We start from the raw sequence: 23,026 nt of genomic DNA, 5'->3' as shown, positions 1-23,026 counted from the left end.
ATTGCGCCGGTATTGGCGATGTGTCTTGCTGTCATCGGCAGCTCGACTCTGCTGGCCGTCGCCGGCATCCGCGTGAGCCCGCATCTGCGGCGGATCGGGCCGGTCCAGGCGTTGCTGCTTGCGAGCGTGTGCGTACTGGCTCTGTTGATGAATGCCAATGCGTGGCTGCCCGGCTACGTGGTGTTTCCCTGTTTCCTGATCAGCGGGGCCGTGGGAGCCCTCATGGCGCTTCGCCGTGGCTTCGCCGATCCGCTCGCCCATGCGTCGATCTGGGCGTTCACGATCAGTCTGCTTGCGGGCGTTCTGCTGGTCGCATGGTGGAATCTCATGTTCGCCTCCCGGCATCTGTGGATGCTTGAAGGCACCAACCATGATCTGGTGTTCTTCTACGGCGGTGCCAAATGGGCCATGCAACACCCGCTCTGGGTCGAGCAGGCCACGGTGGCCCGCGAGTGGGCGCTGGGGCAATGCGGTCAGGGCATGCAGTTCATCGGCAACGGCTGCATCGTGCAGCGCAATGGGGCGTACAGCCTGTTGGCACTGGCGTCCAGCTTCGTGCCGGAGGCAGGCCCAAACCAGGTGCGGGCGATGATCGGCACCGCCGCACTGTTCCCGGTGCTCGGCATGCTGCCCTCGATGGCAGGCCGCTTCGGCGGCGCGCGTCGCTGGCCGCGGGGAACCGCGGTGGCCTTCCTGCTGGCGGTGCTGTGCATGCTGGGTACCGGCATGATGCTTGCGGTGGTCAACGAGAACATCGGTACGGCGATGGCGGGCGCCCTGCTGATGATGATCGTGCTGTGGGCACTTACGCCGATGCAGTCGCTGGGTGCAAAGTGGATCATGCTGGGTGCAGCCGCGGGCTGTACCGGCATGGCATACGGCGAAGCGGCGGTGCATGCGTGCATGATCGTGGCCCTGGCCGTACTGGTGACGGCCATGTGGCTGCGTTCCTGGCGGGTGTTCCTGCTGGGCGGCCTGCTGGCGATGCTGGCCTGCGCGATCGTCCTCAACCGGATGCTGCCCGAGCTGATGGCATCCTATGCCCAGGTCAGTGGCATCGTCGCGCAGTCGTCGTGGCCCAGCTGGTACATCCGGCAGCCCTTCTGGGGTTGGTGGCTGTCGGCTCCCTTCGCCGGCCTGTTGATGACCGGCGAACCTGCCGTGAATCCGGAAGCCATCATGCTCGGGCTGGTGCTGATGGCGTCCACTGCATGGCTTTCCATCCGGGAAGGACGCTGGCGGTTCTTCGTCGGCTTGCTGGCAGCCAGCATGGTGCTGGTTGCCTATGTGCAGAGCCATGGCTATCAGTATGGCGAGCACAAGCTGGTGCAGGTGCTCGGGCCGGCATGGGTGGCGCTGTTGAGCTGGCTTCTGCTGCGCCATGCGCGCCGTCGCGGCCGCACAGGTGTGGTACTGCTGCTGATGGCGACGCTGGGGGCGCTGTCGGCGGCCTACGCCGTGCGTTCGCGATCGATCCTGGTCTCGCATGTGCCTTCGGGTATCACCCATGCCCTCTCGGAAGCGATCAGGCTGCCGCAGAAGGGCGATGAGGTTGTCATCGACACGTCCGGGGTCAACGGGCCGGAGCGCTACGTCAAGCAGGACTTTGCTGTGCTGGAGCTGCATCGGCGCGGGGTGCGCGCGCGCATTGCCGACCGTGGCGACGCTCCGGTGGGGTACAGCGATGCCCTGTTCAATGACAGCCTGCGCGGTGCCGAATCACCCGATTGGCTGCTGGTACTCAGGCAGCCCGGGACGGGCCCAGCGCTGCCGCCGGGTACTGCCCCGCTCCTGGAAGATCCCACATTCGCATTGTTCTCGCTGCAGTCCGGTCAGTTGCCGCTGGCCCAGGCGGGTACGGGCTGGCACACCTGCGAACAGGATCACTGCTGGACCCGCGGCGCCTTCAGCCTTGAAACCTTCGTGCCCAAAGGATGTGCGGACGCACGACTGCAGGTTGATCTGGATCTGCTGCAGCCACCCGCCGAGGGACGTATCCATGTGACCGTCAACGGTGTGGAAGCAGCAACCGTCGACGGGCACCAGGGCGAGGTCAGTTTGTCGCTGGCCGGCGGCAGCTCGGTGGTCGTCCTCGCGCCGGATTGGCCGGTTGCGTCGCCGCAGGCGTTGGGTCTATCAACCGATCCCCGGCCTCTGTTCGCCAACGTGTCCCACGCCCGCATCAGCTGCGGCGTGCCTGCCGAGCCGGCAGAATGACGGTCTTCGCAATCATCCATCGAACAGCGTCGGGCCACGGCCACGGCGCAAGAGGTCTCCCATGCAACTCCTGATCGTCTTCGGCCTGGTCATCCTCGGCGCCTGTGGAACCGTCCTGCTGAAGGTCGGGGCAGGGCGTGTCACCTATTCCGACGGCCTCCTGCCCATGCTGTCGTCTGCGTTCAACCTGCCACTGGTGACCGGCTTCATCCTGCAGATGATCCCGCTGGTGTCGTGGGTGGTGCTGCTCAAGTACATGCCACTGACCAAGCTGCAGCCGATGATCGCCCTGACCTACGTGGTGACACCGGTGCTTGCCGTGCTGTTCCTGGGCGAGCACATCGGCCCACTGCGCATGGCCGGAATCGGCCTGATCGTGCTGGGCGTGGTACTGGTGAGCGCGAGCTGAGCATGAAGATCCTGATCGTCCTGACCTACTACACGCCCTACATGAGCGGGGTGACTGAATTCGCGCGGATGCTTGCCGAGGACCTGTCCCATCGCCACGAGGTCACCGTGCTCACCACCCAGCACGATGCATCCCTGCCGGTGGAAGAGACCATCAACGGCGTGCGCGTGGTGCGCGCACCGGTGTTCGCCCGCATGCACAAAGGCGTCCTGAGCTGGAAGTTCATCACCTGGTTCCGCCGACTGGCGCGGCAGCATGATGTGGTCAACCTGCATATGCCGATGCTGGAGTCGGGCCTGCTGTCATTGCTGGTCCCGGCCCGCAAGCTGGTGGTGAACTACCAGTGCGACATGGCCGTGGTGGGTGGACTGCTGGACCGGCTGGCGGTGAACGTGACCCGTGTGTCCTGCTGGCTGGCCACGCGGCGCGCCCGTGATGTCGGGGTGCTCACCCACGATTACGCGAGCTCATCGGCCTGGTTGTCCGGTATCCGTCACAAGCAGCATGAAGTGCTGGCGCCGATGAAGGCGATGCCCTGGCAGGATCGCCCGGCGAGTACCGACGGGGTGTTCCGCTTTGGTTTCGTGGGCCGCTTCGTCGCCGAGAAAGGCCTGCCCGTCCTGCTGGAGGCCTTCAGCCAGGTCCATGCCCTGCATGGCGACCGTGTCCGCCTGGTGCTGGTCGGGGATACCCACAACATCGCCGGCGGCGGCATCATGGATGCCATCCACGGCAGCATCGCCGCGCTGGGGGATGCGGTCGACGTGCGCGGTCGCGTCAGCGAACAGGAACTGCAGGCGTTCTATGCGCAGCTCGATGTGCTGGTACTGCCCAGCGTCAACCGCTATGAAGCGTTCGGCATGGTGCAGCTGGAGGCGATGCTCAGTGGTTCACGGGTGATCGCGTCGAACCTGCCGGGCGTGCGCACCATCGTGCAGAACACCGGCAATGGCGAAGTGGTGCCGGTCGGCGATGCACCGGCACTGGCGGCAGCGATGCTGCGCCTGATGGCCAGCCGCGATGCGGCAAGCCGTGCCGAGGTACGCGCACAGGCACTGCAGGCCTATCCGCTGCGGCGCTTCTACGACCTGCAGGAAGCCATGCTGCTGGATCGTACCGGGTCCGAGCGTCCGGCCTGATCCCACCTGGCCGGGTTGCCAGCGCTGCCTGCGGGCAGCGCTGGCACCGTCATTCCCCGCGCTCGAATGACGGGCTGCGCGCCGGTGGCGCAGCCGTGATGTGCCTGATTCAGATCGCCGCCAGTACCGACAGGCCACCCACCAGCACCGTGATCAGGCTGCCGGGATCCTTCACTGCGAACACGACCGGGTCGTCGTGCATTTGTCCACGGTGGGCCAGCAGCCAGGTGCGGCAGATCCAGTATAGCAGGACCGGGCACAGCAGCCACAGGAACAGCGGATGCCCGTAGAGCTCCTGGCTTTCCGGCGCGTTGATGTACAGGCACAGCACCAGTACCGACGCCATGCCCGACGCGGTACCCAGGGCCTGTACCAGTCCCAGGTCCTCGACGTGGTAGCCACGCCCGCTGGGCTTCTCCTTGCCGCTGGCCAGCGTCATGCGCAGTTCGGTGTAGCGCTTGAGCATGGCCGGGCTGAGGAAGATGAACATCGAGAAGGTCAGCAGCCAGAACGAAAGCGTGACGTCGATTGCCGCGGCACCGCCGACGATGCGGATGGTGTAGAGCGCGGCCAGCATCACCACATCGATCATCACCACCTGCTTCATCCGCAGGGAATAGGCCAGGGTGAGGCAGAAATAGATGGCCAGTACCAGCAGGAATGCAGGGGCGACAATGGCCGCCAGCAGGAAGCCGGCCAGGGTCAGTACCGGCGTGGCCAGCAGCCCCGAACGCAGATCCAGCCGGCCACAGGCGAACGGGCGCTTGCGCTTGCGCGGATGCTGCCGGTCCGAGTCGAGGTCCAGCAGATCATTGAACAGATACACGCCGGATGCGCACAGCCCGAAGGCGATGAACGCCAGCACCGCGTTGAGCGTGGTCTCCAGCTCCAGGAAACGATGACTCGCCAGCAATGGCACGAATACCAGCACGTTCTTCAGCCACTGGTGGACACGCATCGCCTTGAGCCAGGCGCGTGGGCCGCCGCCTTCGCGGGGCCAGTGGGCGGCAAGCTCCGAACAGTGCGCCGCAGCGCGGGCGACACCGGCACTGGCGTTGACCACCCAGGCCGAATGCGCGTGCTTCCAGATGGCCAGATCGACCCGCGCGTTGCCCATGTAGTCGAAACCGCGCTCGCCGAACTGCTCCACCAGCAGATCGGCCTTGCGATGGCCGGCAAGATTGGTGTGTCCATCGCTGCAGAACACGTCGTCGAACACGCCCAGATGGCGCGCGATCGGCTCCACCAGTGCCGCGTCCGATGCCGTGCACAGGACCCGCCTGCGATCACTGCTGGTCCGCAGCAGTTCGACCACGCGCGGGTCGTACGGCAGCAGTGCCGGATCGCCGGCACCGTGCACCGCCAGCTGGTGCTTCAGGTGCGCCTTGCCACGCAGCAGCCAGAACGGCAGCACGAACAGCATCCAGGGCTGCCGTGCCAGCATCCTCAGGAAGGTCTCGTACAACAGGTCACTGCGCAGCAGGGTGCCGTCCAGATCAACACACAACGGCCTCGAACGGCCGGCACCCGAAGCACTCACCGATCAGCCTCCCGCGCGGCCGTACTGGTCTTCGAAACGAACGATATCGTCCTCGCCCAGGTAGCTGCCCGACTGCACTTCGATCAACTCCAGCGGCAGCTTGCCCGGGTTTTTCAGGCGATGGGTGACACCCAGCGGGATGTACGTGCTCTGGTTTTCCGACAGCAGGATGACCTCGTCGCCCCGGGTCACCTCGGCCGTGCCGCTGACCACGATCCAGTGCTCGGCGCGGTGGTGATGCATCTGCAGGCTCAGGGTCGCGCCCGGCTTGACGGTGATGCGCTTGACCTGGAAGCGGTCGCCGTTGTCGATGGAATCGTAGGCGCCCCACGGACGGTACACCTTGCGGTGCGCGGCAGCTTCACTGCGGCCCTCGCGCTTGATCCGGCCGACAATCTCCTTGACGTCCTGCACGCGGTCCTTGTGGCCGACGAACACGGCGTCGTCGGTCTCCACGACCACCACGTCCTGCAGGCCGACCATCGCGATCAGGCGGTTGCCATAGGCATAGCTGTCCTTGCAGTCCAGGGCGATGACATCGCCATGGCAGGCGTTGCCGTCGGCATCCTTGTCGGACACTTCCCACAATGCCGACCACGAGCCGACGTCATTCCATTCCGCGTCGAGCGGTACCACGGCGGCATCGGCGGTCTTTTCCATCACCGCGTAGTCGATCGAGTCGTTCGGGCTGGCAGCGAAGGCCTCGGCGTCGAGGCGGATGAAGTCGTTGTCGCGTGCGGCCTTGTCGAGCGCATTGCGGCAGGCGGCGAGGATCGCCGGCTGCAGCGTCTCCAGTTCCTTCAGGTAGCGCGAGGCCTTGAACAGGAACATGCCGCTGTTCCAGAAGTACTCGCCGGATGCCACGTACTGTTCGGCGGTAGCCAGGTCGGGCTTCTCGACGAAGCGGTCGACGGCACGCACGCCTTCACCCGTGGCGGCCTTGATGTAGCCGTAGCCGGTCTCCGGCGCCGTCGGCACGATGCCGAAGGTGACCAGCTTGCCGGATTCGGCCGCGACGGCGGCCTGCTTGACCGCGGCATGGAACGCCGCCTCGTTGCGGACCACGTGGTCCGACGGCAGCACCAGCAGCAGCGCGTCATCGCCGGCCGACAGTGCCTGCAGCGCGGCGATGGCGATCGCCGGCGCGGTGTTGCGGCCGACCGGCTCGAGGATCAGCGCCTGCGGCAGCACCTTGCATTCGCGCAGCTGCTCGGCCGCCATGAAACGGTGTTCCTGGTTGGCGACTACGATCGGTGCCGCGCCGGCAATCGACGCAACGCGCTTCCAGGTCGCCTGCAGCATCGTGTCGTTGCCGACCAGCGGCAGGAACTGCTTCGGATACGCTTCGCGCGACAGCGGCCACAGACGCGTGCCAGAGCCGCCGGAAAGAATGACGGGAACGATGGGATTCATGGTGCGTCCTTCGGTTAATGGTTTGCCGGCGTGCCGCCGATCAGGGCGGTCAGCTCGGCGATGCGTTCGCGCAGCAGGGCGTCATCGCCACGGGTTTCGATGTTCAGGCGCAGCAGCGGCTCGGTGTTGGAGCTGCGCAGGTTGAAGCGCCAGTCGGCGAAATCCGCACTGACGCCATCGGTATGGTCCAGTACCGGCTGCTGTTGCTGGAAATGCGCCAGCACGCGCGCCACGGTCGCCTTGGCATCATCGACACGGAAGTTGATCTCGCCGCTGCACGGATAGGCCTTCATGCGATCGGCCACCAGCTCGCCCAGTGACTTGCCGGTCGTGGAAACCAGCTGCGCGATCAGCAGCCACGGGATCATGCCCGAGTCGCAGTAGGCGAACTCGCGGAAGTAATGGTGGGCGCTCATCTCGCCGCCGTAGATGGCATCTTCGGCACGCATGCGCTCCTTGATGAACGCATGCCCGGTCTTGCTCATGATCGGCACGCCGCCGGCCTGCTCGACCATTTCCACGGTGTTCCAGGTCAGGCGCGGGTCGTGGATGATCTTGCCGCCCGCCTGGCGGGCCAGCAGTGCCGTCGCCAGCAGCCCGACCAGGTAGTAGCCCTCGATGAAGTTGCCGTCGGCGTCGAAGAAGAAGCAGCGATCGAAATCGCCGTCCCAGGCGATGCCGAAATCGGCACCGTGCGCGCGCACGGCATCGCGCGTTGCCGCACGGTTCTCCGGCAGCAGCGGATTGGGGATGCCATTCGGGAAACTGCCATCGGCCTCGTGCTGGATGCGGATGAACTCGAACGGCAGGTGCGGCGCCAGTTCGTCGATCACCAGGCCAGCGCCACCGTTGCCGGGGTTGGTGACGATCTTCAGCGGCTTCAGGCCGGCCACGTCGACGTAGCCGAGCAGGTGCTGGATGTAGGCGGACTTGTCGGTGTCCTGGCGGACCTCGCCCTGGCCGGTTCCCAGCGGCGCCTCCGAGGCGGCGAAGTCGCGGATGTCGAACAGGCCGGTATCGCCGCTGATCGGCTTGGACTCCTCGCGCACCAGCTTCATCCCGTTGTAGTCCATCGGGTTGTGGCTGGCGGTGACCATGATGCCGCCGGCGGCCTTGCGGTGGAAGGTCTGGAAATAGACCTCCTCGGTACCGCACATGCCGATGTCGATGACATCGCGGCCGCTGGCGGTCAGGCCTTCGATGGCGGCCTGCAGGAGGGCGGGGCTGCTCAGGCGGATATCGTGTCCCACCACCACCGGTCCCGGGCCCAGCAACGCGGCAGTGCCGGCGCCGATGCGGCGGGCAAGGCGTTCATCCAGTTCATCCGGAACGCGGCCACGGATGTCATAGGCCTTGAAACACGGGAGCGTCATCAATGCAGTCCTTACACGGGTTGACCCCGGATTATAGCGACAGGCACTGCAAGGACGGGTGAGCCAGGCCAGCGTCCCTGCGGGCCCCAGAAGGAAGGGAATGCCGCGTAACCTGTTGATTACGCGGCACCCCGGGCGGGCGCTCAGCCCAGCGCGGCCTCGAGTTCCGGCAGGATCGTGAACAGATCCCCGACCAGGCCGATATCGGCAATCTCGAAGATCGGCGCATCGCCGTCCTTGTTGATCGCCACGATCGTGCCGGCATCCTTGATGCCGGTCAGGTGCTGGATCGCACCGCTGATGCCGACGGCCACGTACAGCTCCGGCGCGATGATCTTGCCGGTCTGGCCGACCTGCAGGTCGCTGGGCACGTAGCCGGCATCGACGGCGGCGCGCGAGGCGCCGACGGCGGCGCCGAGCTTGTCGGCCAGCTGGAAGACGACCTTGAAGTTCTCTTCCGAGCCGACACCACGGCCACCGGAGACCACGCGCTTGGCGCTCTGCAGGTCCGGACGGTCGCTGGCACCGGCGGCCAGGCCGACGAAGCGGGTGTGGGTCGGCAGTGCCGCATCGACGCTGGCCGATTCGATGGCAGCGCTGCCGCCCTGCGCGGCTTCCGGCCACGACGCGGCACGCACGGTGGCGACCACGACCTGGTCGGCCGGGGCTTCCACAGTGATGATGGCGTTGCCGGCGTAGATCGGGCGCTTGAAGGTGTGGCTGCCTTCCACGGCCATCAGGTCGGAGACCTGGTTGACACCCAGCAGGGCGGCCACGCACGGCATCAGGTCCTTGCCGAAGGTGGTGGACGGGCCGAACACGTGGCTGTAGCCCTTGGCCAGCTGTGCGATCTGCGGCGCCAGCACCTGGGCCAGGGCCTGTGCGTTGGCGGCGTTGGCCACGGTCAGGACCTTGGCGACGCCGGCGATCCTGGCGGCCTCGGTGGCGACGGCCGTCGGATCGGCGGCCAGCACCAGCACGTCGATGCTGGCACCGCTGATGGCAGCGGCGGCGCTGACGGTCTTGGCGGTGGCGGCGTTGAGCTTGCCGTCGTGGTGCTCGGCGATGACGAGAATCTTGCTCATTACAGCAACCCCTTCTGCTTGAGTGCGGCCACCAGTTCGGCCGCGTCCTTGACCATTACACCCTTGCTGCGCTTGGACGGCGCAGCGTACCGGGTGGTCTTGAAGGTGTCGGCGGCTTCAACGCCGAGGTCGGCCAGCTGCAGGGTTTCCAGCGGCTTGGCCTTGGCCTTCATGATGTCCGGCAGCTTGATGAAGCGCGGCTCGTTCAGGCGCAGGTCGGTGGTGACGACCGCCGGCAGATCCACTTCCAGTGTTTCCAGGCCGGCGTCGACCTCACGGGTCACCGTGGCCTTGCCATCGGCGATGTCCAGCTTGCTGGCGAAGGTCGCCTGCGGGCGGCCCCAGAGCGTGGCCAGCATCTGCCCGGTCTGGTTGGCGTCATCGTCGATGGCCTGCTTGCCGAGGATCACCAGGTCCGGCTGCTCCTTCTCGACCAGCTTGAGCAGGGTGCGCGCGGCGGTCAGCGGCTGGATGGCCTGGTCGGTGACCACGTGCACGGCACGGTTGGCGCCCATGGCCAGGCCGTTGCGCAGATGCGCCTGGGCGTCGGCCGGGGCGATGGTGGCCACCACCACCTCCGTGGCGATGCCCTTGTCGCGCAGGCGCAGGGCTTCTTCCAGGGCGATTTCATCGAAAGGATTGGGAGACAGCTTGACGCCATCGGTGACCACGCCGGAACCGTCCGGCTTGACCTGAATGCGGACGTTGTAGTCCACCACGCGCTTGTATGCGACGAGGATTTTCATCTGGTACGGGGTCCTTCAGTAACAGGGAGAACGTCCGGTCCTGACAGCAACCGGTTCGGGGGTGGGATCCTGATTCTAGCTGGCTTGGGGCAACCATGCGAATGCGTATGGTTGTGCTGCGGCGCACTAATGCTCCCTCAGGGAAGGGGCTCTGTTCACCCGTCAGAGGCAGTGGTAAAGGTGGGCCCGATGTATCCTGCTGCGCTGCACCCGACTGCCAGGCGGCGCGGGAGCCTTGATCGAACAGGAGTAACGGGTAGTGCCAACTTGGATTGTCACCGGCGGCGCCGGGTTCATTGGCGGCAATTTCGTCCTCGAGGCCGTGGCCCGTGGCGTCAAGGTCGTCAACCTCGATGCACTGACCTACGCCGGCAACCTGCAGACGCTGTCCAGCCTGGAAGGTAATCCGGACCACGTGTTCGTGCACGGGGACATCGGCGACCGTGAGCGGGTCGCCCGCCTGCTCGCCGAGCATCAGCCCGATGCGGTGCTGAACTTCGCAGCCGAGAGCCACGTCGACCGCTCCATCGATGGCCCCGGGGCCTTCATCCAGACCAATGTGGTGGGGACCCTGTGCCTGCTCGAAGCGGTGCGCGACTACTGGAAGGCGTTGCCGGCCGAGCGCGGCGCAGCGTTCCGCTTCCTGCATGTGTCCACCGACGAGGTGTACGGCACGCTGGGCGAGACCGGCGCGTTCAGCGAGACCACCCCGTACGCGCCGAACTCGCCGTACTCGGCGTCCAAGGCCGCGTCCGATCACCTGGTGCGTGCGTTCCACCACACCTACGGGCTGCCGGTGCTGACCACCAACTGCTCCAACAACTACGGCCCCTACCACTTCCCGGAAAAGCTCATCCCGCTGGTGATCGCCAAGGCGCTGGCCGGCGAACCGCTGCCGGTCTACGGCGACGGCAGGCAGGTGCGTGACTGGCTGTTCGTGTCAGATCACTGCGAGGCGATCCGCACCGTGCTGGCCAAGGGCCGGGTGGGCGAGACCTACAATGTGGGCGGCAATTCGGAACGGCAGAACATCGAGGTGGTGCATGCGATCTGCGCTCTGCTGGACCAGCGCCGTCCGCGCGCTGACGGGCAGCCGCGCAGCAGCCAGATCACCCATGTGGCCGATCGCCCCGGCCATGACCGTCGCTATGCGATCGATGCCAGCAAGCTGAAGAACGAATTGGGCTGGCAGCCGGCGCACACGTTCGAGCAGGGCATCGCCTTCACTGTTGACTGGTACCTGGAGAACCAGGACTGGGTCGAGGGCGTGCTTGACGGCAGCTACCGCCTGCAGCGCATCGGCACTACGGCCTGAACCCAGGAGACGTCATGACCCAGCGCAAGGGCATCATCCTCGCCGGCGGAACCGGCACCCGGCTGTATCCGATCACCAAGGGCGTCAGCAAGCAGCTGTTGCCCGTGTACGACAAGCCGATGATCTACTACCCGCTCAGCGTGCTGATGCTGGCCGGCGTCCGGGAAGTGCTGATCATCAACACCCCGCATGAGCAGGCCCTGTTCCAGCAGCTGCTGGGTGATGGCTCGCAGTGGGGCATGGACATCCAGTACGCCGTGCAGCCCAGTCCGGATGGGCTGGCGCAGGCGTATCTGATCGGCCGCGAGTTCGTCGCCGGCAAACCCAGCTGCCTGGTGCTCGGCGACAACATCTTCCATGGCCACGGCCTGCGCGACGTGCTCCGGCGTGCCGATGCCCGCACCGATGGCGCGACCGTGTTCGGCTACTGGGTCAACGATCCCGAGCGTTACGGCGTGGCCGAATTCGACAAGGACGGCCGGGTTGTCGGCCTGGTCGAAAAGCCGCAGAACCCGCGTTCCAACTACGCGGTCACCGGCCTGTATTTCTATGATGGCAACGCCAGCGATTATGCGGCCGAGCTGAGGCCTTCGCCGCGCGGCGAGCTGGAAATCACCGATCTCAACCAGCGCTATCTCGGTGCGGGCAGCCTGCATCTGGAGGCGCTGGGGCGTGGCTATGCATGGCTGGATACCGGCACTCACCAGTCGCTGCTGGAAGCGTCCAACTTCATCGAGACCATCCAGACGCGCCAGGGCCTGCAGGTCTGCTGTCCGGAAGAAGTGGCGTTCGGGCAGGGCTGGATCAATGCCGAGCAGCTGGAAGCGCTGGCCGCCCCGTTGATCAAGAATGGCTACGGCCAGTACCTGCACACACTCGCATTGCGTGGAGTGGTTCCGTGAAAGTGATTGAAACCCGGTTGCCGGGATGTGTGGTGATTGAACCGGCGGTGTTCGGTGACGAGCGCGGCTTCTTCTTCGAAGGCTGGAATGCGGCGCGATTCGGCCAGCTGGGCCTGCCCGACCGCTTCGTGCAGAGCAATGTCTCCTCATCGAGCAAGGGCGTGCTGCGCGGCCTGCATTACCAGTGGCCGCGACCGCAGGGCAAGCTGGTGAGCGTGCTGGAAGGCGAGGTGTACGACGTGGCTGTCGATATCCGCCGCGGATCGCCCACCTTCGGTCAATGGGAAGCAGTGGTGCTGAGCGCGCAGAACAAGCGCCAGTTCTGGATTCCGGAAGGCTTCGCGCACGGATTTGCCGTGCTGTCCGACACCGCGCTGTTCCACTACCTGTGTACCGATGTGTACGTGAAGGAAGCCGATGCCGGAGTGCGCTGGAACGACGCGGACATCGCAGTGGACTGGCCGGTGGGCGCGCCGACGCTCTCGCCCAAGGACGAACATGCGCCGTTCCTGAAGGACATCGCCGAGGAACGTCTGCCGGTCTTCGCGCCATGACGGTTCTCGTGCTGGGTGGCAACGGCCAGGTCGGCCAGGAGCTGCTGCGCGCGCTGGCGCCGCTGGGGCCGGTGGTCGCCACCACCCGCAGTGGCCGGCTCCCTGATGGCAGCCCCTGCGAGACGGCGGACTTCGGCCAGCCCGGGAGCCTGCCGGCGCTGCTGGATCGCGTGCAGCCATCGGTGGTGGTCAATGCGGCGGCCTATACCGCCGTGGATCGCGCCGAGCAGGACATCGAAGCTGCCTTCGCCGCCAATGCGCAGGCGCCGGGCGTGATCGCGCGCTGGTGCCAGGCGCAGGGCGTGCCGTTCGTGCATTACTCCACCGACTACGTGTTCGACGGCGAAGGTTCCGCGCCCTATCGCGAGGACGAGCCGACCGCGCCGCTGGGTGTGTATGGCACCAGCAAGCGCGATGGCGAAGACGCCGTGCGCGCTGCCGGCGGCCGCCACCTGATCTTCCGTACCGCGTGGGTGTATGCCGAGCATGGCGCGAACTTCCTGCGCACGATGCTGCGCCTGGGCGCGGAGCGCGACCATCTGCGTGTGGTGGCCGACCAGATCGGCACGCCGACGCCGGCCGCGCTGATCGCCGATGTCACCGCGCTCGCGCTGCAGCATCCTGCCGCGCTCTCCGGCACCTGGCATCTCACCGCCAGTGGCCAGACCAGCTGGCACGGCTTCGCCGAAGCGATCTTCGCCGAAGCGCTGGCAACGGGTGTCCTGCACAGGGCGCCGGTGGTTGAAGCGATTCCGGGTGCCGAGTATCCGACCCCGGCGCGGCGGCCGGCCTGGTCGGTGCTGGACAACAGCGCCCTGCAGCAGGCGCTGGGCATCGTGCTGCCGCCGTGGCAGGACGGCCTGAAGCAGGTCATGGCCGCGATCGCGCGCGGCTGAGGGCACGCCGCAATTGCTGCGGCGCATCCCAGCCGGATGCGGGTGTGCCGCTAGAATGCGGGCATCCTTACCGTGTGGGACAGCAAAGCGATGGACAAGTCCAATACCGGCGGCAAGCGCAGCAAGCGCTATGCCAGCGCGGCCCAGGCGCTGGAGGGCGTGGTCGCCGATGGCCAGACGCTGGCCGTCGGCGGCTTCGGCCTGTGTGGCATACCCGAGGCACTGATCGCAGCCTTGCGCGACAGTGGAGTCAAGGGCCTGACCGTGATCTCCAACAACGCCGGTGTCGATGGCTTTGGCCTGGGCCAGCTGCTGGAAACACGCCAGATCAGCAGGATGATTTCGTCGTACGTGGGCGAGAACAAGGAGTTCGAGCGCCAGTTCCTGGCCGGTGAGCTGGAGCTGGAATTCAATCCACAGGGCACCCTGGCCGAGCGCCTGCGTGCCGGCGGCGCCGGAATTCCTGCCTTCTTCACTGCCACCGGCTACGGCACGGTGGTGGCCGAAGGCAAGGAGACCCGCGAATTCGACGGCAGGCACTATGTGCTGGAAACCGCGCTGCGTGCCGACGTTGCCCTGGTGAAGGCGTGGAAGGCCGACGAAGCCGGCAACCTGGTGTTCCGCAAGACCGCGCGCAATTTCAATCCTGCCTGCGCGATGGCCGGCAAGGTGTGCATCGCCGAAGTGGAAGAGGTGGTGCCGGTCGGTGCGATCGATCCGGACCAGGTGCATCTGCCGGGGATCTATGTGCATCGCATCGTGCACAACGCGCATCCTGAAAAGCGAATCGAGCAGCGCACCGTGCGTGCGGAGGGCAACTGACATGGCGTGGACCCGCGATGAGATGGCGGCCCGCGCCGCCCGTGAACTGACCGACGGTGCCTATGTGAACCTGGGCATCGGCCTGCCGACCCTGGTCGCCAACCACATTCCCGAAGGCGTGGACGTGTGGCTGCAATCCGAGAACGGCCTGCTTGGCATCGGCCCGTTCCCGACCGAAGCCGAGGTCGATCCCGACCTGATCAACGCCGGCAAGCAGACCGTGACCGCGCGCGCCGGTGCCAGCTACTTCGGCAGCCATGACAGTTTCGCCATGATCCGTGGCGGTCACGTCAACCTGGCCATTCTTGGCGCGATGCAGGTGACCGACAAGGGCGATCTGGCGAACTGGATGGTGCCCGGCAAGATGGTCAAGGGCATGGGCGGCGCGATGGACCTGGTGGCCGGCGTGCAGCGCGTGGTGGTGCTGATGGAGCACACCGCGAAGAACGGCGAGCACAAGGTGCTGGCCGAATGCACGCTGCCGTTGACCGGCGTGGGCGTGGTCGACCGCATCATCACCGATCTGGCTGTGTTCGACGTGACCGATGCCGGTCTGGTGCTGGTGGAGACCGCGCCGGGGGTTGGCGAGGACGAACTGAAGGAAAAGACCGGCGTGCCGTTCCGGCGTGCCTGAGTCCGGCGGGGCGGCCTCGTGCCGCCCCGACACTGCCTGGCGATCCCGATGCTGTTTCCACACGAGCTGCCCGATGCCGACGTCCGTCATGTTCCGGGCTGGCTGCTGCCGGATCGGGCGGATGCGCTGCAGCGGACGCTGGGCGAACAGGTGGCCTGGGATGTGCACCGCATCCGGATGTTCGGTCACTGGGTGGATTCGCCGCGGCTGAGCAGTTGGATCGGCGATCCGCAGGCGCGCTACCGGTATTCCGGCGCCGAGTTCGTCCCGCGGCCCTGGCTGCCGGCTTTGCAGGCGCTGCGCCTGCGATTGCAGGAAGAGGGTATCGGCCGGTTCAACAGCGTGCTGCTCAATCGATACCGCGATGGTGGCGATTACATGGGCTGGCACAGCGACGACGAACCCGAACTGGGACCGGCGCCGGTGATCGCTTCACTGAGCCTGGGTGCGGCGCGGCGTTTCCTGCTGCGACGACGCGACGAGCCGGCACGCAAGGCGGAGTTCCTGCTGGGCCATGGCGATCTGCTGTTGATGGCCGGCAGCACCCAGCGCTTCTATCAGCACGCGTTGCCGAAGATGGCGCGGGCCCAGGGCGAGCGGATCAACCTGACATTCCGTTGGATCACGCCGCGCTGAGCGGGGGATCAGCGCGGTGCTGCGGCGCTGTCGTTCTGCCCACTGACCAGCGTCCAGCCGACCACGTCCTGCGCGATCTGCTGCAGGCCACGTTCGAACGCCGCCGCAACCGCCGGCACATCGGTACTGCCAACGGGCTGCGCCTGACGGAAGGTGCGATCAGCGACCACGCGCTGGTCGGCCACGTGGATCAGCTTGGCATTGAGTTCGATCACCACCGTCGGCGTGGTCTGGCCCTGGTAGTCCGACTCGAAACGACGGATGTCCGTGGACAGCTTGTAATCGGCGCGGATACCGGCGGCGGTGCGGGCCACGCCGTTGATGCGGCCGGAGTCCTCGAAACCGCGCAGCAGCGTGTCCTCGATCATGTCGGTGGCCGGCTGGGCCCAGCTGGCGCCCCTGTAGATCTCCAGCTCCGATGGCGTGGGACGCACGTTGATGCGCGGGCTGTCGACCATGCGCGCCGCGCTGGGTTTGGCCAGCACCAGCTGCCAGGCGACCTGGGGCCAGCTGGGATCGACCTTCACCTGCACGGCAGGCGAGTACAGGGTGACGGGATTCTTGTCGCCGCTGCCGAGGATCGAGCAGCCCGACAGCAGCGCCAGGGCCAGGCCTGGCAGCAGCAGGCGCGGGAAGAGGGTCGGGCTCATTTGGGTTCGAACTCCTTCGGGGCATCGCGGCCGAGCAGATAGCGCGCGGGGTTGTTCTCGAGGCGGTCGCTGACCCGGCGCAGGTCGCGGATCAGGCCACGCAGTTCGGTCAGGGTCGGGCCCAGCTGGCCGAGCCCGTCATTGGCGAAGCTGTTGATCGCGGCGCGGTTCTCGCCAAGGATCGAATCGGCATTGCCGGCAGCCGAATCGAGCTTGACCAGGGTAGCGTCGAGCTTGTCGATGATGCCCGGCAGCTGCTGCACCAGGTTCCTGTCGAGGCGCTCGATGGTGCCGTTGGTGGTCTTCAGCGTGGTGTCCAGGCTGCGTGCGGCATCGCGCGCGCTGAGCAGCAGCGCCTGTGTGCCCTGGTCGCGGTCGGCCAGTCCGCCGCTGATGGTTTCCAGGTTGGCCAGGGTCGCGTTGATCGACGCCACGTTGCGATCGCTGAGGATCTGGTCCATGCGCTCGACGATGCGGTTGGCCACATCGGTGATGTTCTGCAGTGCCGAAGGCGTGGTCGGGATGATCGGCGCCGGGTCCTTGTTGACCGTGGTCAGTGCCGGCGACTGCGGCGTGCCGCCGCTGAGCTGGATGATCGACGGACCGGTCAGGCTGGTGATCGCCAGCTTGGCACGGGTATCGGTCTTCACCGGCGTGGTGGAGTTCAGGCGGATGCGCGCCACCACCTGGCGCGGATCGTCCGGTACCAGGTTCAGCTCGATGATCGAGCCGACCGCGATGCCGTTGTACTGCACCGGGCTGCCGACCGACAGGCCGGTCACCGCCTCGCGGAACACCACGCGGTATTCCTGCCAGGTGCGGTCGGATGAGTACTTGGCCGCCCACAGGCCGAAGGCCAGCAGGGCCAGGCCGGTGATCAGGGTGAACGCGCCGATCAGCACGTAGTTGGCTTTGGTTTCCATGGCTCAGGCACTCTCGATCTGTTCACCACGCGCGGCACGCGCACGTGGTCCGTGGAAGTATTCCTGGATCCACGGATGATCCAGTTTCTCGATTTCCGCAAGCGGTGCGTTGGCGATCACCTTGTGGTCGGCCAGCACGGCGACGCGGTCGCAGATGGCGTAAAGCGTGTCCAGGTCATGGGTGATCAGGAACACGGTCAGGCCCAGCGCTTCCTGCAGGGTCTTGATCAGCCGGTCGAAGGCCGCCGCGCCGATCGGGTCCAGGCCGGCGGTCGGTTCGTCCAGGAACAGCAGCGGCGGGTCCAGTGCCAGCGCGCGGGCCAGGCCGGCACGCTTGCGCATGCCGCCGGACAGCTGCGAGGGCAGCTTGTTGATCGCATCGGCGGGCAGGCCGGCCAGCTTCACCTTCAGCAGTGCCAGCTCGTAGTGCCAGCGTTCGGGAAGGTCGCGATGATGCTCCTTCAGCGGAACCTGCACGTTCTCGCCGACGGTCAGCGAGGAGAACAGCGCGCCATCCTGGAACAGCACGCCGGTGTTGCGCTCGATATGCAGCCGGCTTTCGGCATCGTCGGCACGCGCATCGCGGCCGAGCACTTCGATCTGTCCTTCATCCGGCACGCGCAGGCCCAGGATCGAGCGCATCAGCACGGACTTGCCGGTGCCCGAGCCGCCGACGACGCCGAGGATCTCGCCGCGCCGCACGTCCAGGTCGAGGTCCTCATGGACGGTCTGGCTGCCGAAGCGGTTGACCAGCCCGCGCACGCGGATGGCCAGGTCATGGCCATCGTCATCACGCATCTCGAAGGTGCCGGAACCGGAGGTCGTGTTCATGTCACCAGTCCATATGCATGAACCACAACGCCGCAAAGGCGTCGATGATGATCACCAGCGAGATGGTCTGCACCACGCTGGATGTGGTGCGCTCGCCGACCGACTGCGCGGTGCCGGTGACCTTCAGGCCCTCCAGGCAGCCGATCAGGCCGATCACCACCGCGAAGACGGGCGCCTTGGACAGGCCGACCAGCATGTGCCGCACCTCCATCGTGTCGTGCATCCGCGCGATGTACATCTGCGGCGGAATGTCCAGATCGAACGCGCCGACCGTGATGCCGCCGGCCAGGCCGGCAATCATCGCGATGAAGGTCAGCAGCGGCAGGGTCACCAGCAGCGCGAACAGGCGCGGCAGTACCAGCAGGTCGATCGGGTCCAGGCCCAGCGTGCGCATCGCATCGATCTCCTCGCGGGCCTTCATCGCGCCGATCTGCGCGGTGAACGCGCTTGCCGTGCGGCCGGCCAGCACGATCGCGGTCAGCAGCACGGCGAACTCGCGCAGGAAGGCGATGTTGACCAGCTCGACCACGTAGATCTCCGCGCCGAAGTCGCGCAGGATGGTCGAGCCCAGGAACGCGATCACCGCACCGACCAGGTAGGACAGCAGCGCCACCAGCGGCACGGCGTCCAGGCCCACCTGCTCCATCTGGTGCACGGTGGCGGTGAGGCGGAAGCGCCGCGGCTGCTTGACCAGGCGAGCGGTCTTGACCATCGCCTCGCCGAGGAAGCTGGCCAGGGCCACGATGTTGTGGCCGGTGCCATGCATGCTGACGCCCAGCCGTTCCAGCGCGGCCAGCACGCCGAAGTCGCGCTTGGGCTTGGGCCGGTCGTCGGCCACTTCCTCGATGGTGCACACCAGTGCCTGGTGATCCGGCCGGAACTGCAGCGCATCCTCGCCGAGGTCGGCGCGATGGGCCACGCGCAACAGCTGCAGTACGCCGGCCGAATCGAGCTGCTCGATGCCCGTGGCGTCAATGCCGGTCAGTTTGTCGGGAACGGCGCGCAGCACCTCGGCCGCGGCCAGCGCGGTCTTCAAGGTCCAGTGGCCGGACAGGCGGATCAGCCCGGGGTCGTGGGCGTCCTGTTCGAGCTGGGGGGCGAGGTTCTGGGTCACGTGGGCCATTCGGGTCGCAGCATAACCGTTCTGTATTGTGCTTCGCGTTAAACCAGGATGAATTCCTCCGGCGGGGCCCGGCCTAGGTAATACTACGGCGCATGTCCGCAGACGCTCACACGATCCCCACGCCCCAGGCCACCTACGCGCAGCGCGTGGCCTTCGTTTCCGAGATCGCCGGCCGCCTCCACAGCTACGGCACCACGGCCCAGCGTCTGGAAACGGCCGTGGTCGCACTGGCAAAACAGCTCGATCTCGATTGTGAACCGTGGTCTAACCCCACCGGCATCATCCTCAGCTTCAGCGACCCGGCCCAGGCGATCGGCTCCAGCGACATCACCCGCGTGATCCGCCTGGCACCGGGCGAGAACGACCTGCACAAGCTCAGTGTCGCCGACCGGATCGCCGAGGAAGTGGCCAACGGGCGGATGAGCATCGCGCAGGGGCACACCGCGCTGCGTCAGCTGGACAAGGATCCCGGCCGTCGCGGCAAGCTCCGCACCATCCTCTCGTTCACGCTCGGCGCGGCCGGTGTCGCCGGCATGTGGAAGCTGCCCTGGCTGGACATCGCCACCGCCGGTGTCATCGGCCTGATGATCGGCTTGCTCGGCATGGTCACCGACCGTCGCCCGGCGACCCGCGAGGCCGCCGAGGCGCTGGCCGCGCTGCTGGCCGGCCTGGTTGCCACCCTGATCGCTTCGTTTGTCGGCGCGCTCAACCTCAACACGGTGATCATCGCCTCGCTGGTGGTGCTGCTGCCCGGCATGTCGCTGACCAATGCGGTCAACGAACTGGCCAGCCAGCACTGGGTGTCAGGCACCGCGCGGTTTGCCGGTGCGCTGACCACGATCATGAAACTGAGCGTCGGCGCGATGATCGCGGTGACCCTGGCCGATGTGCTGGGCCTGGACCCGGTGATCCGTGCCTCGCGACCGCAGGGACCGTGGGTGGAGTGGGGGTCGCTGCTGACCGCGGCCTTCGCCTTCGCGATGCTGTTCAAGGCCAGCCGTCGCGATTATCCCTGGGTGATTGCCGCGTCCGTGGCCGGCTATGCCATTTCCAAGTTTGGCGGGCACGCCTGGGGGGCACCGGCAGGCATCTTCCTGTCGGCGATGGTGCTGACCGCCGGCGGCAACCTGTTCGGTCGGCTGGCCGGGCGTCCGGGTGCGATCATCCGCCTGCCGGGCATCATCATGATGGTCCCTGGCAGCACCAGCCTGCGTGGCGTGCTGACGCTCGTCCAGCAGCAGGATGTCGGTGCCGGCCAGAGCGTGTTCCTGACCGTGCTCAACGTGGTGATGGCGCTGGTGGCGGGCCTGCTGTTCGGCAACCTCTTGATGCCGGCGCGCAAGACGTTGTGATGGAATGAAGAACGCCGACTTGCGCCGGCGTTCTTCATTCTTTCCGATCCGGCCTCAGGCCTTCTTGATCAGGAAATCTTCCGGCTTCTTGCTGCCCTTGGCGGTCAGCTCGGCCATCCAGCGCGGCTGCTTGCCACGGCCGGTCCAGGTTTCCTTCGGGTTGGCCGGGTTCCGGTACTTCGGGGCGACCTTGCCGAGCTTGCGGCCGGCGGTCTTGGACGGCGCCGCTGCCTTGCGGGCGCGTGGCTTGGCAGCCGTGGTAGCGGTACCGAACAACTCCTCGATGGTGTAACCCTCGGTCTTGGCCAGCTTGCTCAGCTGGGCCCGCACCTTGGCGATCGGGCGACGCTTGGCGACGATGGTCTGCTGCTTTTTCGCGGTGCGGATCAATGCGCCCAGCTCGCGTGCCGACAGGCCGGTCAGGTCGATGCTCATCTACGGTTACTCCGGAAACTAATAAGGGACAGGGACGAGCCGGTCCGTGGCGTCGGCGCACAGGATAATGATGAATTAAATCCAGTACAAATCATGCAGGTCAGGGTATGGCGATGGACAGACTGCATCGTGACCATTTTGACCGGATTATGTCCAGCTGCATATTCACCGGCCCACCGCCGGTACAAAGAAAAAGACCGGGGCATGCCCCGGTCCGGTCACTCAACCCTGCAGGCGTTGCAGCAGGGTAGCCTTATCCAGGCTTTCGGCTTCGCTGGCACGTCGCGAGCGGTACTCGTACGTGCCGGCCGCCAGGCCGCGCTCGCTGACCACCACGCGATGCGGGATGCCGATCAACTCCATGTCGGCAAACATCGCACCCGGGCGCAGCCCGCGATCATCCAGCGCGGCATCGAGACCGGCATCGCGCAGTTCCTGCAGCAGGCCGGCAGCGGCTTCGGCCACAGCGGCATCGCCCTTGGGGTTGATGACGCACACCACCACCTGCCACGGCGCCATCGCGTCCGGCCAGATGATGCCGGCATCGTCATGATTCTGTTCGATCGCGGCAGCGACCACGCGCGAGATGCCGATCCCGTAGCAGCCCATTGCCATCACTGCGGCCTTGCCGTTCTCGTCCAGTACGGTCGCGTCCAGCGCTTCGGCGTACTTGCGGCCAAGCTGGAACACGTGGCCGACTTCGATGCCACGGGCGATCTTCAACTCGCCGCCGTCCAGCGCACGGTCACCGGCACGCACGTTGCGGATATCGACCACTTCCGGTTCCGGCAGGTCGCGGCCCCAGTTGACTCCAGCCAGGTGGAAGCCCGCTTCATTGGCACCGACCACGAAATCGGACATCGCCGCCACTTCGCGGTCGGCCACCACGCGGATCGCCTTGGCCGGTGAAACCGGGCCGAGGAAGCCGGGCACGCTGCCCAGGTACTCGGCGATCTCCGCTTCGCTGGCAAAGCGCTGCTCTTCCAGGCCGGCAACCTTGCCCAGCTTGATCTCGTTGACCTCGTGGTCGCCACGGACCAGCACCAGCACGAACCCTTCGGCGGTCATCAGCGCCACCGACTTCACCGTGCGCTGCAGGGCGATGCCGAGCAGGGCGGCAACGTCCTCGCAGGTCTTCTGGGTGGGGGTCTCGACCTTGCGCATCGTCTCGCCGGCTGCCGCGCGCGGTGCCGGTTCCGCGGCGATCGCCGCTTCCATGTTGGCCGCGTAGTCCGAGCCGGTGGAGAACACCAGCGCGTCCTCGCCCGAATCGGCGATCACATGGAATTCCTGCGACGCGTCGCCACCGATCGCGCCGGAATCGGCCTGCACCATGCGGAAGTCCAGGCCCAGCCGGGTGAAGATGCGGCTGTAGGCGGCCTTCATGTTCTCGTACTCGCGCACCAGGCACTCATCGTGCAGGTGGAACGAATAGGCGTCCTTCATCAGGAATTCGCGTGCACGCATCACGCCGAAGCGCGGGCGGATCTCATCGCGGAACTTGGTCTGGATCTGGTAGAAGTTCACCGGCAGCTGCTTGTAGCTGGACAGTTCGCTGCGCGCGAAGTCGCATGCGGCTTCCTCGGCGGTCGGGCTGTAGCAGAACACCTGGTCCTTGCGATCCTTGATCTTCAGCAGCTGCGGCCCGAACTTCTGCCAGCGGCCGGTCTGCTCCCACAGCTCCTTGGGCTGGATGGTCGGAATCTGGAACTCCACGGCGCCGGCGCGATCCATTTCCTCCCGCACGATGCGTTCGACCTTGCGCAGCACGCGCAGTCCCAGCGGCGACCAGGTGTACAGGCCGGAGGCGAGCTTGCGGATCATGCCCGCACGCAGCATCAGGCGGTGGCTGGTCAGCTCCGCGTCGCTGGGGGTTTCCTTGGTGGTGTGCAGGTGGAACTGGGAGAGGCGCATCGTCGGCTTCGGTCTACGGCAGAGATCCCTATTCTGCCAGCCCGGGCGGGGGGAGGGTATCGGCAGGGCTGCGCCCTGCACCTGCTTCAAGCAACCGCAACGTCAAATGCCAAAGCG

At 66.4% G+C, this 23,026-nt stretch carries 22 protein-coding genes; 11 read left to right on the top strand and 11 right to left on the bottom strand.

Features of this window, described 5'->3' with window-relative positions; all coding sequences use genetic code 11:
• The first annotated feature begins 18 nt into the window (after positions 1–18).
• The 3 genes from N5J29_RS17245 to N5J29_RS17235 all read left to right on the top strand — a co-directional run bounded on the left by N5J29_RS17245 (position 19) and on the right by N5J29_RS17235 (position 3,765).
• A complete protein-coding gene (locus N5J29_RS17245; RefSeq protein ID WP_164152892.1) occupies positions 19–2,217 on the top strand; it encodes a hypothetical protein in 2,199 nt (732 codons plus the stop codon).
• 61 nt (positions 2,218–2,278) lie between these two features.
• Entirely contained in the window at positions 2,279–2,626 is a 348-nt protein-coding gene (locus N5J29_RS17240; protein WP_053516976.1) for an EamA family transporter, read from the top strand.
• A gap of 2 nt (positions 2,627–2,628) precedes the next feature.
• Complete coding sequence (locus tag N5J29_RS17235; RefSeq protein WP_164152893.1) at positions 2,629–3,765, top strand: glycosyltransferase family 4 protein; 1,137 nt, start codon at positions 2,629–2,631, stop codon at positions 3,763–3,765.
• A 109-nt stretch (positions 3,766–3,874) separates the two neighbouring features.
• Here N5J29_RS17235 and N5J29_RS17230 read toward each other — a convergent pair whose 3' ends face one another.
• The 5 genes from N5J29_RS17230 to N5J29_RS17210 form a co-directional block, all read right to left on the bottom strand.
• On the bottom strand, positions 3,875–5,305 hold the full coding sequence (locus N5J29_RS17230) for a UbiA family prenyltransferase (protein ID WP_164152894.1): 1,431 nt from the start codon (positions 5,303–5,305) through the stop codon (positions 3,875–3,877).
• Between the two features lie 3 nt (positions 5,306–5,308).
• On the bottom strand, positions 5,309–6,718 hold the full coding sequence (locus N5J29_RS17225) for a mannose-1-phosphate guanylyltransferase/mannose-6-phosphate isomerase (RefSeq protein WP_065175349.1): 1,410 nt from the start codon (positions 6,716–6,718) through the stop codon (positions 5,309–5,311).
• Between the two features lie 14 nt (positions 6,719–6,732).
• Positions 6,733–8,091, bottom strand: a complete 1,359-nt coding sequence (locus N5J29_RS17220) for a phosphomannomutase/phosphoglucomutase (RefSeq protein WP_053516973.1) — start codon at positions 8,089–8,091, stop codon at positions 6,733–6,735.
• 143 nt (positions 8,092–8,234) lie between these two features.
• Complete coding sequence (locus tag N5J29_RS17215) at positions 8,235–9,176, bottom strand: electron transfer flavoprotein subunit alpha/FixB family protein (protein ID WP_164152895.1); 942 nt, start codon at positions 9,174–9,176, stop codon at positions 8,235–8,237.
• On the bottom strand, positions 9,176–9,922 hold the full coding sequence (locus N5J29_RS17210) for an electron transfer flavoprotein subunit beta/FixA family protein (protein WP_053516970.1): 747 nt from the start codon (positions 9,920–9,922) through the stop codon (positions 9,176–9,178). Before N5J29_RS17210 ends, N5J29_RS17215 begins: the two co-directional genes overlap by 1 nt.
• A 259-nt stretch (positions 9,923–10,181) precedes the next feature.
• Between N5J29_RS17210 and rfbB the strand changes: the two genes are divergently transcribed.
• From rfbB to N5J29_RS17175, 7 genes are all read left to right on the top strand, one after another.
• On the top strand, positions 10,182–11,237 hold the full coding sequence (rfbB, locus tag N5J29_RS17205) for a dTDP-glucose 4,6-dehydratase (RefSeq protein WP_164152896.1): 1,056 nt from the start codon (positions 10,182–10,184) through the stop codon (positions 11,235–11,237).
• A gap of 14 nt (positions 11,238–11,251) precedes the next feature.
• Positions 11,252–12,139 carry a glucose-1-phosphate thymidylyltransferase RfbA gene (rfbA, locus tag N5J29_RS17200; protein WP_164152897.1) on the top strand — a complete coding sequence of 296 codons (888 nt, stop codon included), beginning with the start codon at positions 11,252–11,254 and terminating at the stop codon, positions 12,137–12,139.
• The gene (gene rfbC, locus N5J29_RS17195) at positions 12,136–12,693 is read left to right on the top strand and encodes a dTDP-4-dehydrorhamnose 3,5-epimerase (protein ID WP_053516966.1); all 558 of its coding nucleotides are present in this window, start codon (positions 12,136–12,138) and stop codon (positions 12,691–12,693) included. Before rfbA ends, rfbC begins: the two co-directional genes overlap by 4 nt.
• Positions 12,690–13,589, top strand: coding sequence for a dTDP-4-dehydrorhamnose reductase (gene rfbD / locus N5J29_RS17190; RefSeq protein ID WP_164152898.1), 900 nt, complete (start codon positions 12,690–12,692; stop codon positions 13,587–13,589). The genes rfbC and rfbD overlap by 4 nt, the downstream gene beginning before the upstream one ends.
• A 90-nt stretch (positions 13,590–13,679) precedes the next feature.
• Entirely contained in the window at positions 13,680–14,411 is a 732-nt protein-coding gene (locus N5J29_RS17185; RefSeq protein ID WP_053516964.1) for a CoA transferase subunit A, read from the top strand.
• A gap of 1 nt (position 14,412) precedes the next feature.
• The gene (locus N5J29_RS17180) at positions 14,413–15,045 is read left to right on the top strand and encodes a CoA transferase subunit B (protein WP_074901895.1); all 633 of its coding nucleotides are present in this window, start codon (positions 14,413–14,415) and stop codon (positions 15,043–15,045) included.
• A 48-nt stretch (positions 15,046–15,093) separates the two neighbouring features.
• A complete protein-coding gene (locus N5J29_RS17175; protein WP_164152899.1) occupies positions 15,094–15,681 on the top strand; it encodes an alpha-ketoglutarate-dependent dioxygenase AlkB in 588 nt (195 codons plus the stop codon).
• Positions 15,682–15,689: 8 nt separating this feature from the next.
• Here N5J29_RS17175 and N5J29_RS17170 read toward each other — a convergent pair whose 3' ends face one another.
• From N5J29_RS17170 to N5J29_RS17155, 4 genes are read right to left on the bottom strand one after another with little or no spacing between them, the layout of a single operon-like run.
• Positions 15,690–16,331: an ABC-type transport auxiliary lipoprotein family protein gene (locus N5J29_RS17170; protein WP_053516961.1), complete on the bottom strand. Its 642-nt coding sequence runs from the start codon at positions 16,329–16,331 to the stop codon at positions 15,690–15,692.
• Positions 16,328–17,254, bottom strand: a complete 927-nt coding sequence (locus N5J29_RS17165; protein WP_053516959.1) for an MlaD family protein — start codon at positions 17,252–17,254, stop codon at positions 16,328–16,330. The genes N5J29_RS17170 and N5J29_RS17165 overlap by 4 nt, the downstream gene beginning before the upstream one ends.
• A 3-nt stretch (positions 17,255–17,257) precedes the next feature.
• On the bottom strand, positions 17,258–18,085 hold the full coding sequence (locus N5J29_RS17160; protein WP_053516958.1) for an ABC transporter ATP-binding protein: 828 nt from the start codon (positions 18,083–18,085) through the stop codon (positions 17,258–17,260).
• 1 nt (position 18,086) lies between these two features.
• The gene (locus N5J29_RS17155) at positions 18,087–19,208 is read right to left on the bottom strand and encodes an ABC transporter permease (RefSeq protein WP_053516957.1); all 1,122 of its coding nucleotides are present in this window, start codon (positions 19,206–19,208) and stop codon (positions 18,087–18,089) included.
• Between the two features lie 92 nt (positions 19,209–19,300).
• Between N5J29_RS17155 and N5J29_RS17150 the strand changes: the two genes are divergently transcribed.
• Positions 19,301–20,560, top strand: a complete 1,260-nt coding sequence (locus N5J29_RS17150; RefSeq protein WP_065182498.1) for a threonine/serine exporter family protein — start codon at positions 19,301–19,303, stop codon at positions 20,558–20,560.
• 54 nt (positions 20,561–20,614) lie between these two features.
• On the opposite strand, the gene N5J29_RS17145 is transcribed toward N5J29_RS17150, so the two are convergent.
• Positions 20,615–20,995 carry an H-NS histone family protein gene (locus N5J29_RS17145; RefSeq protein ID WP_053516955.1) on the bottom strand — a complete coding sequence of 127 codons (381 nt, stop codon included), beginning with the start codon at positions 20,993–20,995 and terminating at the stop codon, positions 20,615–20,617.
• A gap of 222 nt (positions 20,996–21,217) precedes the next feature.
• Positions 21,218–22,909: a proline--tRNA ligase gene (locus tag N5J29_RS17140; protein WP_053516953.1), complete on the bottom strand. Its 1,692-nt coding sequence runs from the start codon at positions 22,907–22,909 to the stop codon at positions 21,218–21,220.
• Between the last annotated feature and the right edge of the window lie 117 nt (positions 22,910–23,026).

Source organism: Stenotrophomonas sp. GD03680, from assembly GCF_029844625.1.
Taxonomy (GTDB): domain Bacteria; phylum Pseudomonadota; class Gammaproteobacteria; order Xanthomonadales; family Xanthomonadaceae; genus Stenotrophomonas; species Stenotrophomonas maltophilia_P.
The sequence above is the reverse complement of the archived record's forward strand: the minus strand, read 5'-3'. Positions and strand labels throughout refer to the sequence as shown.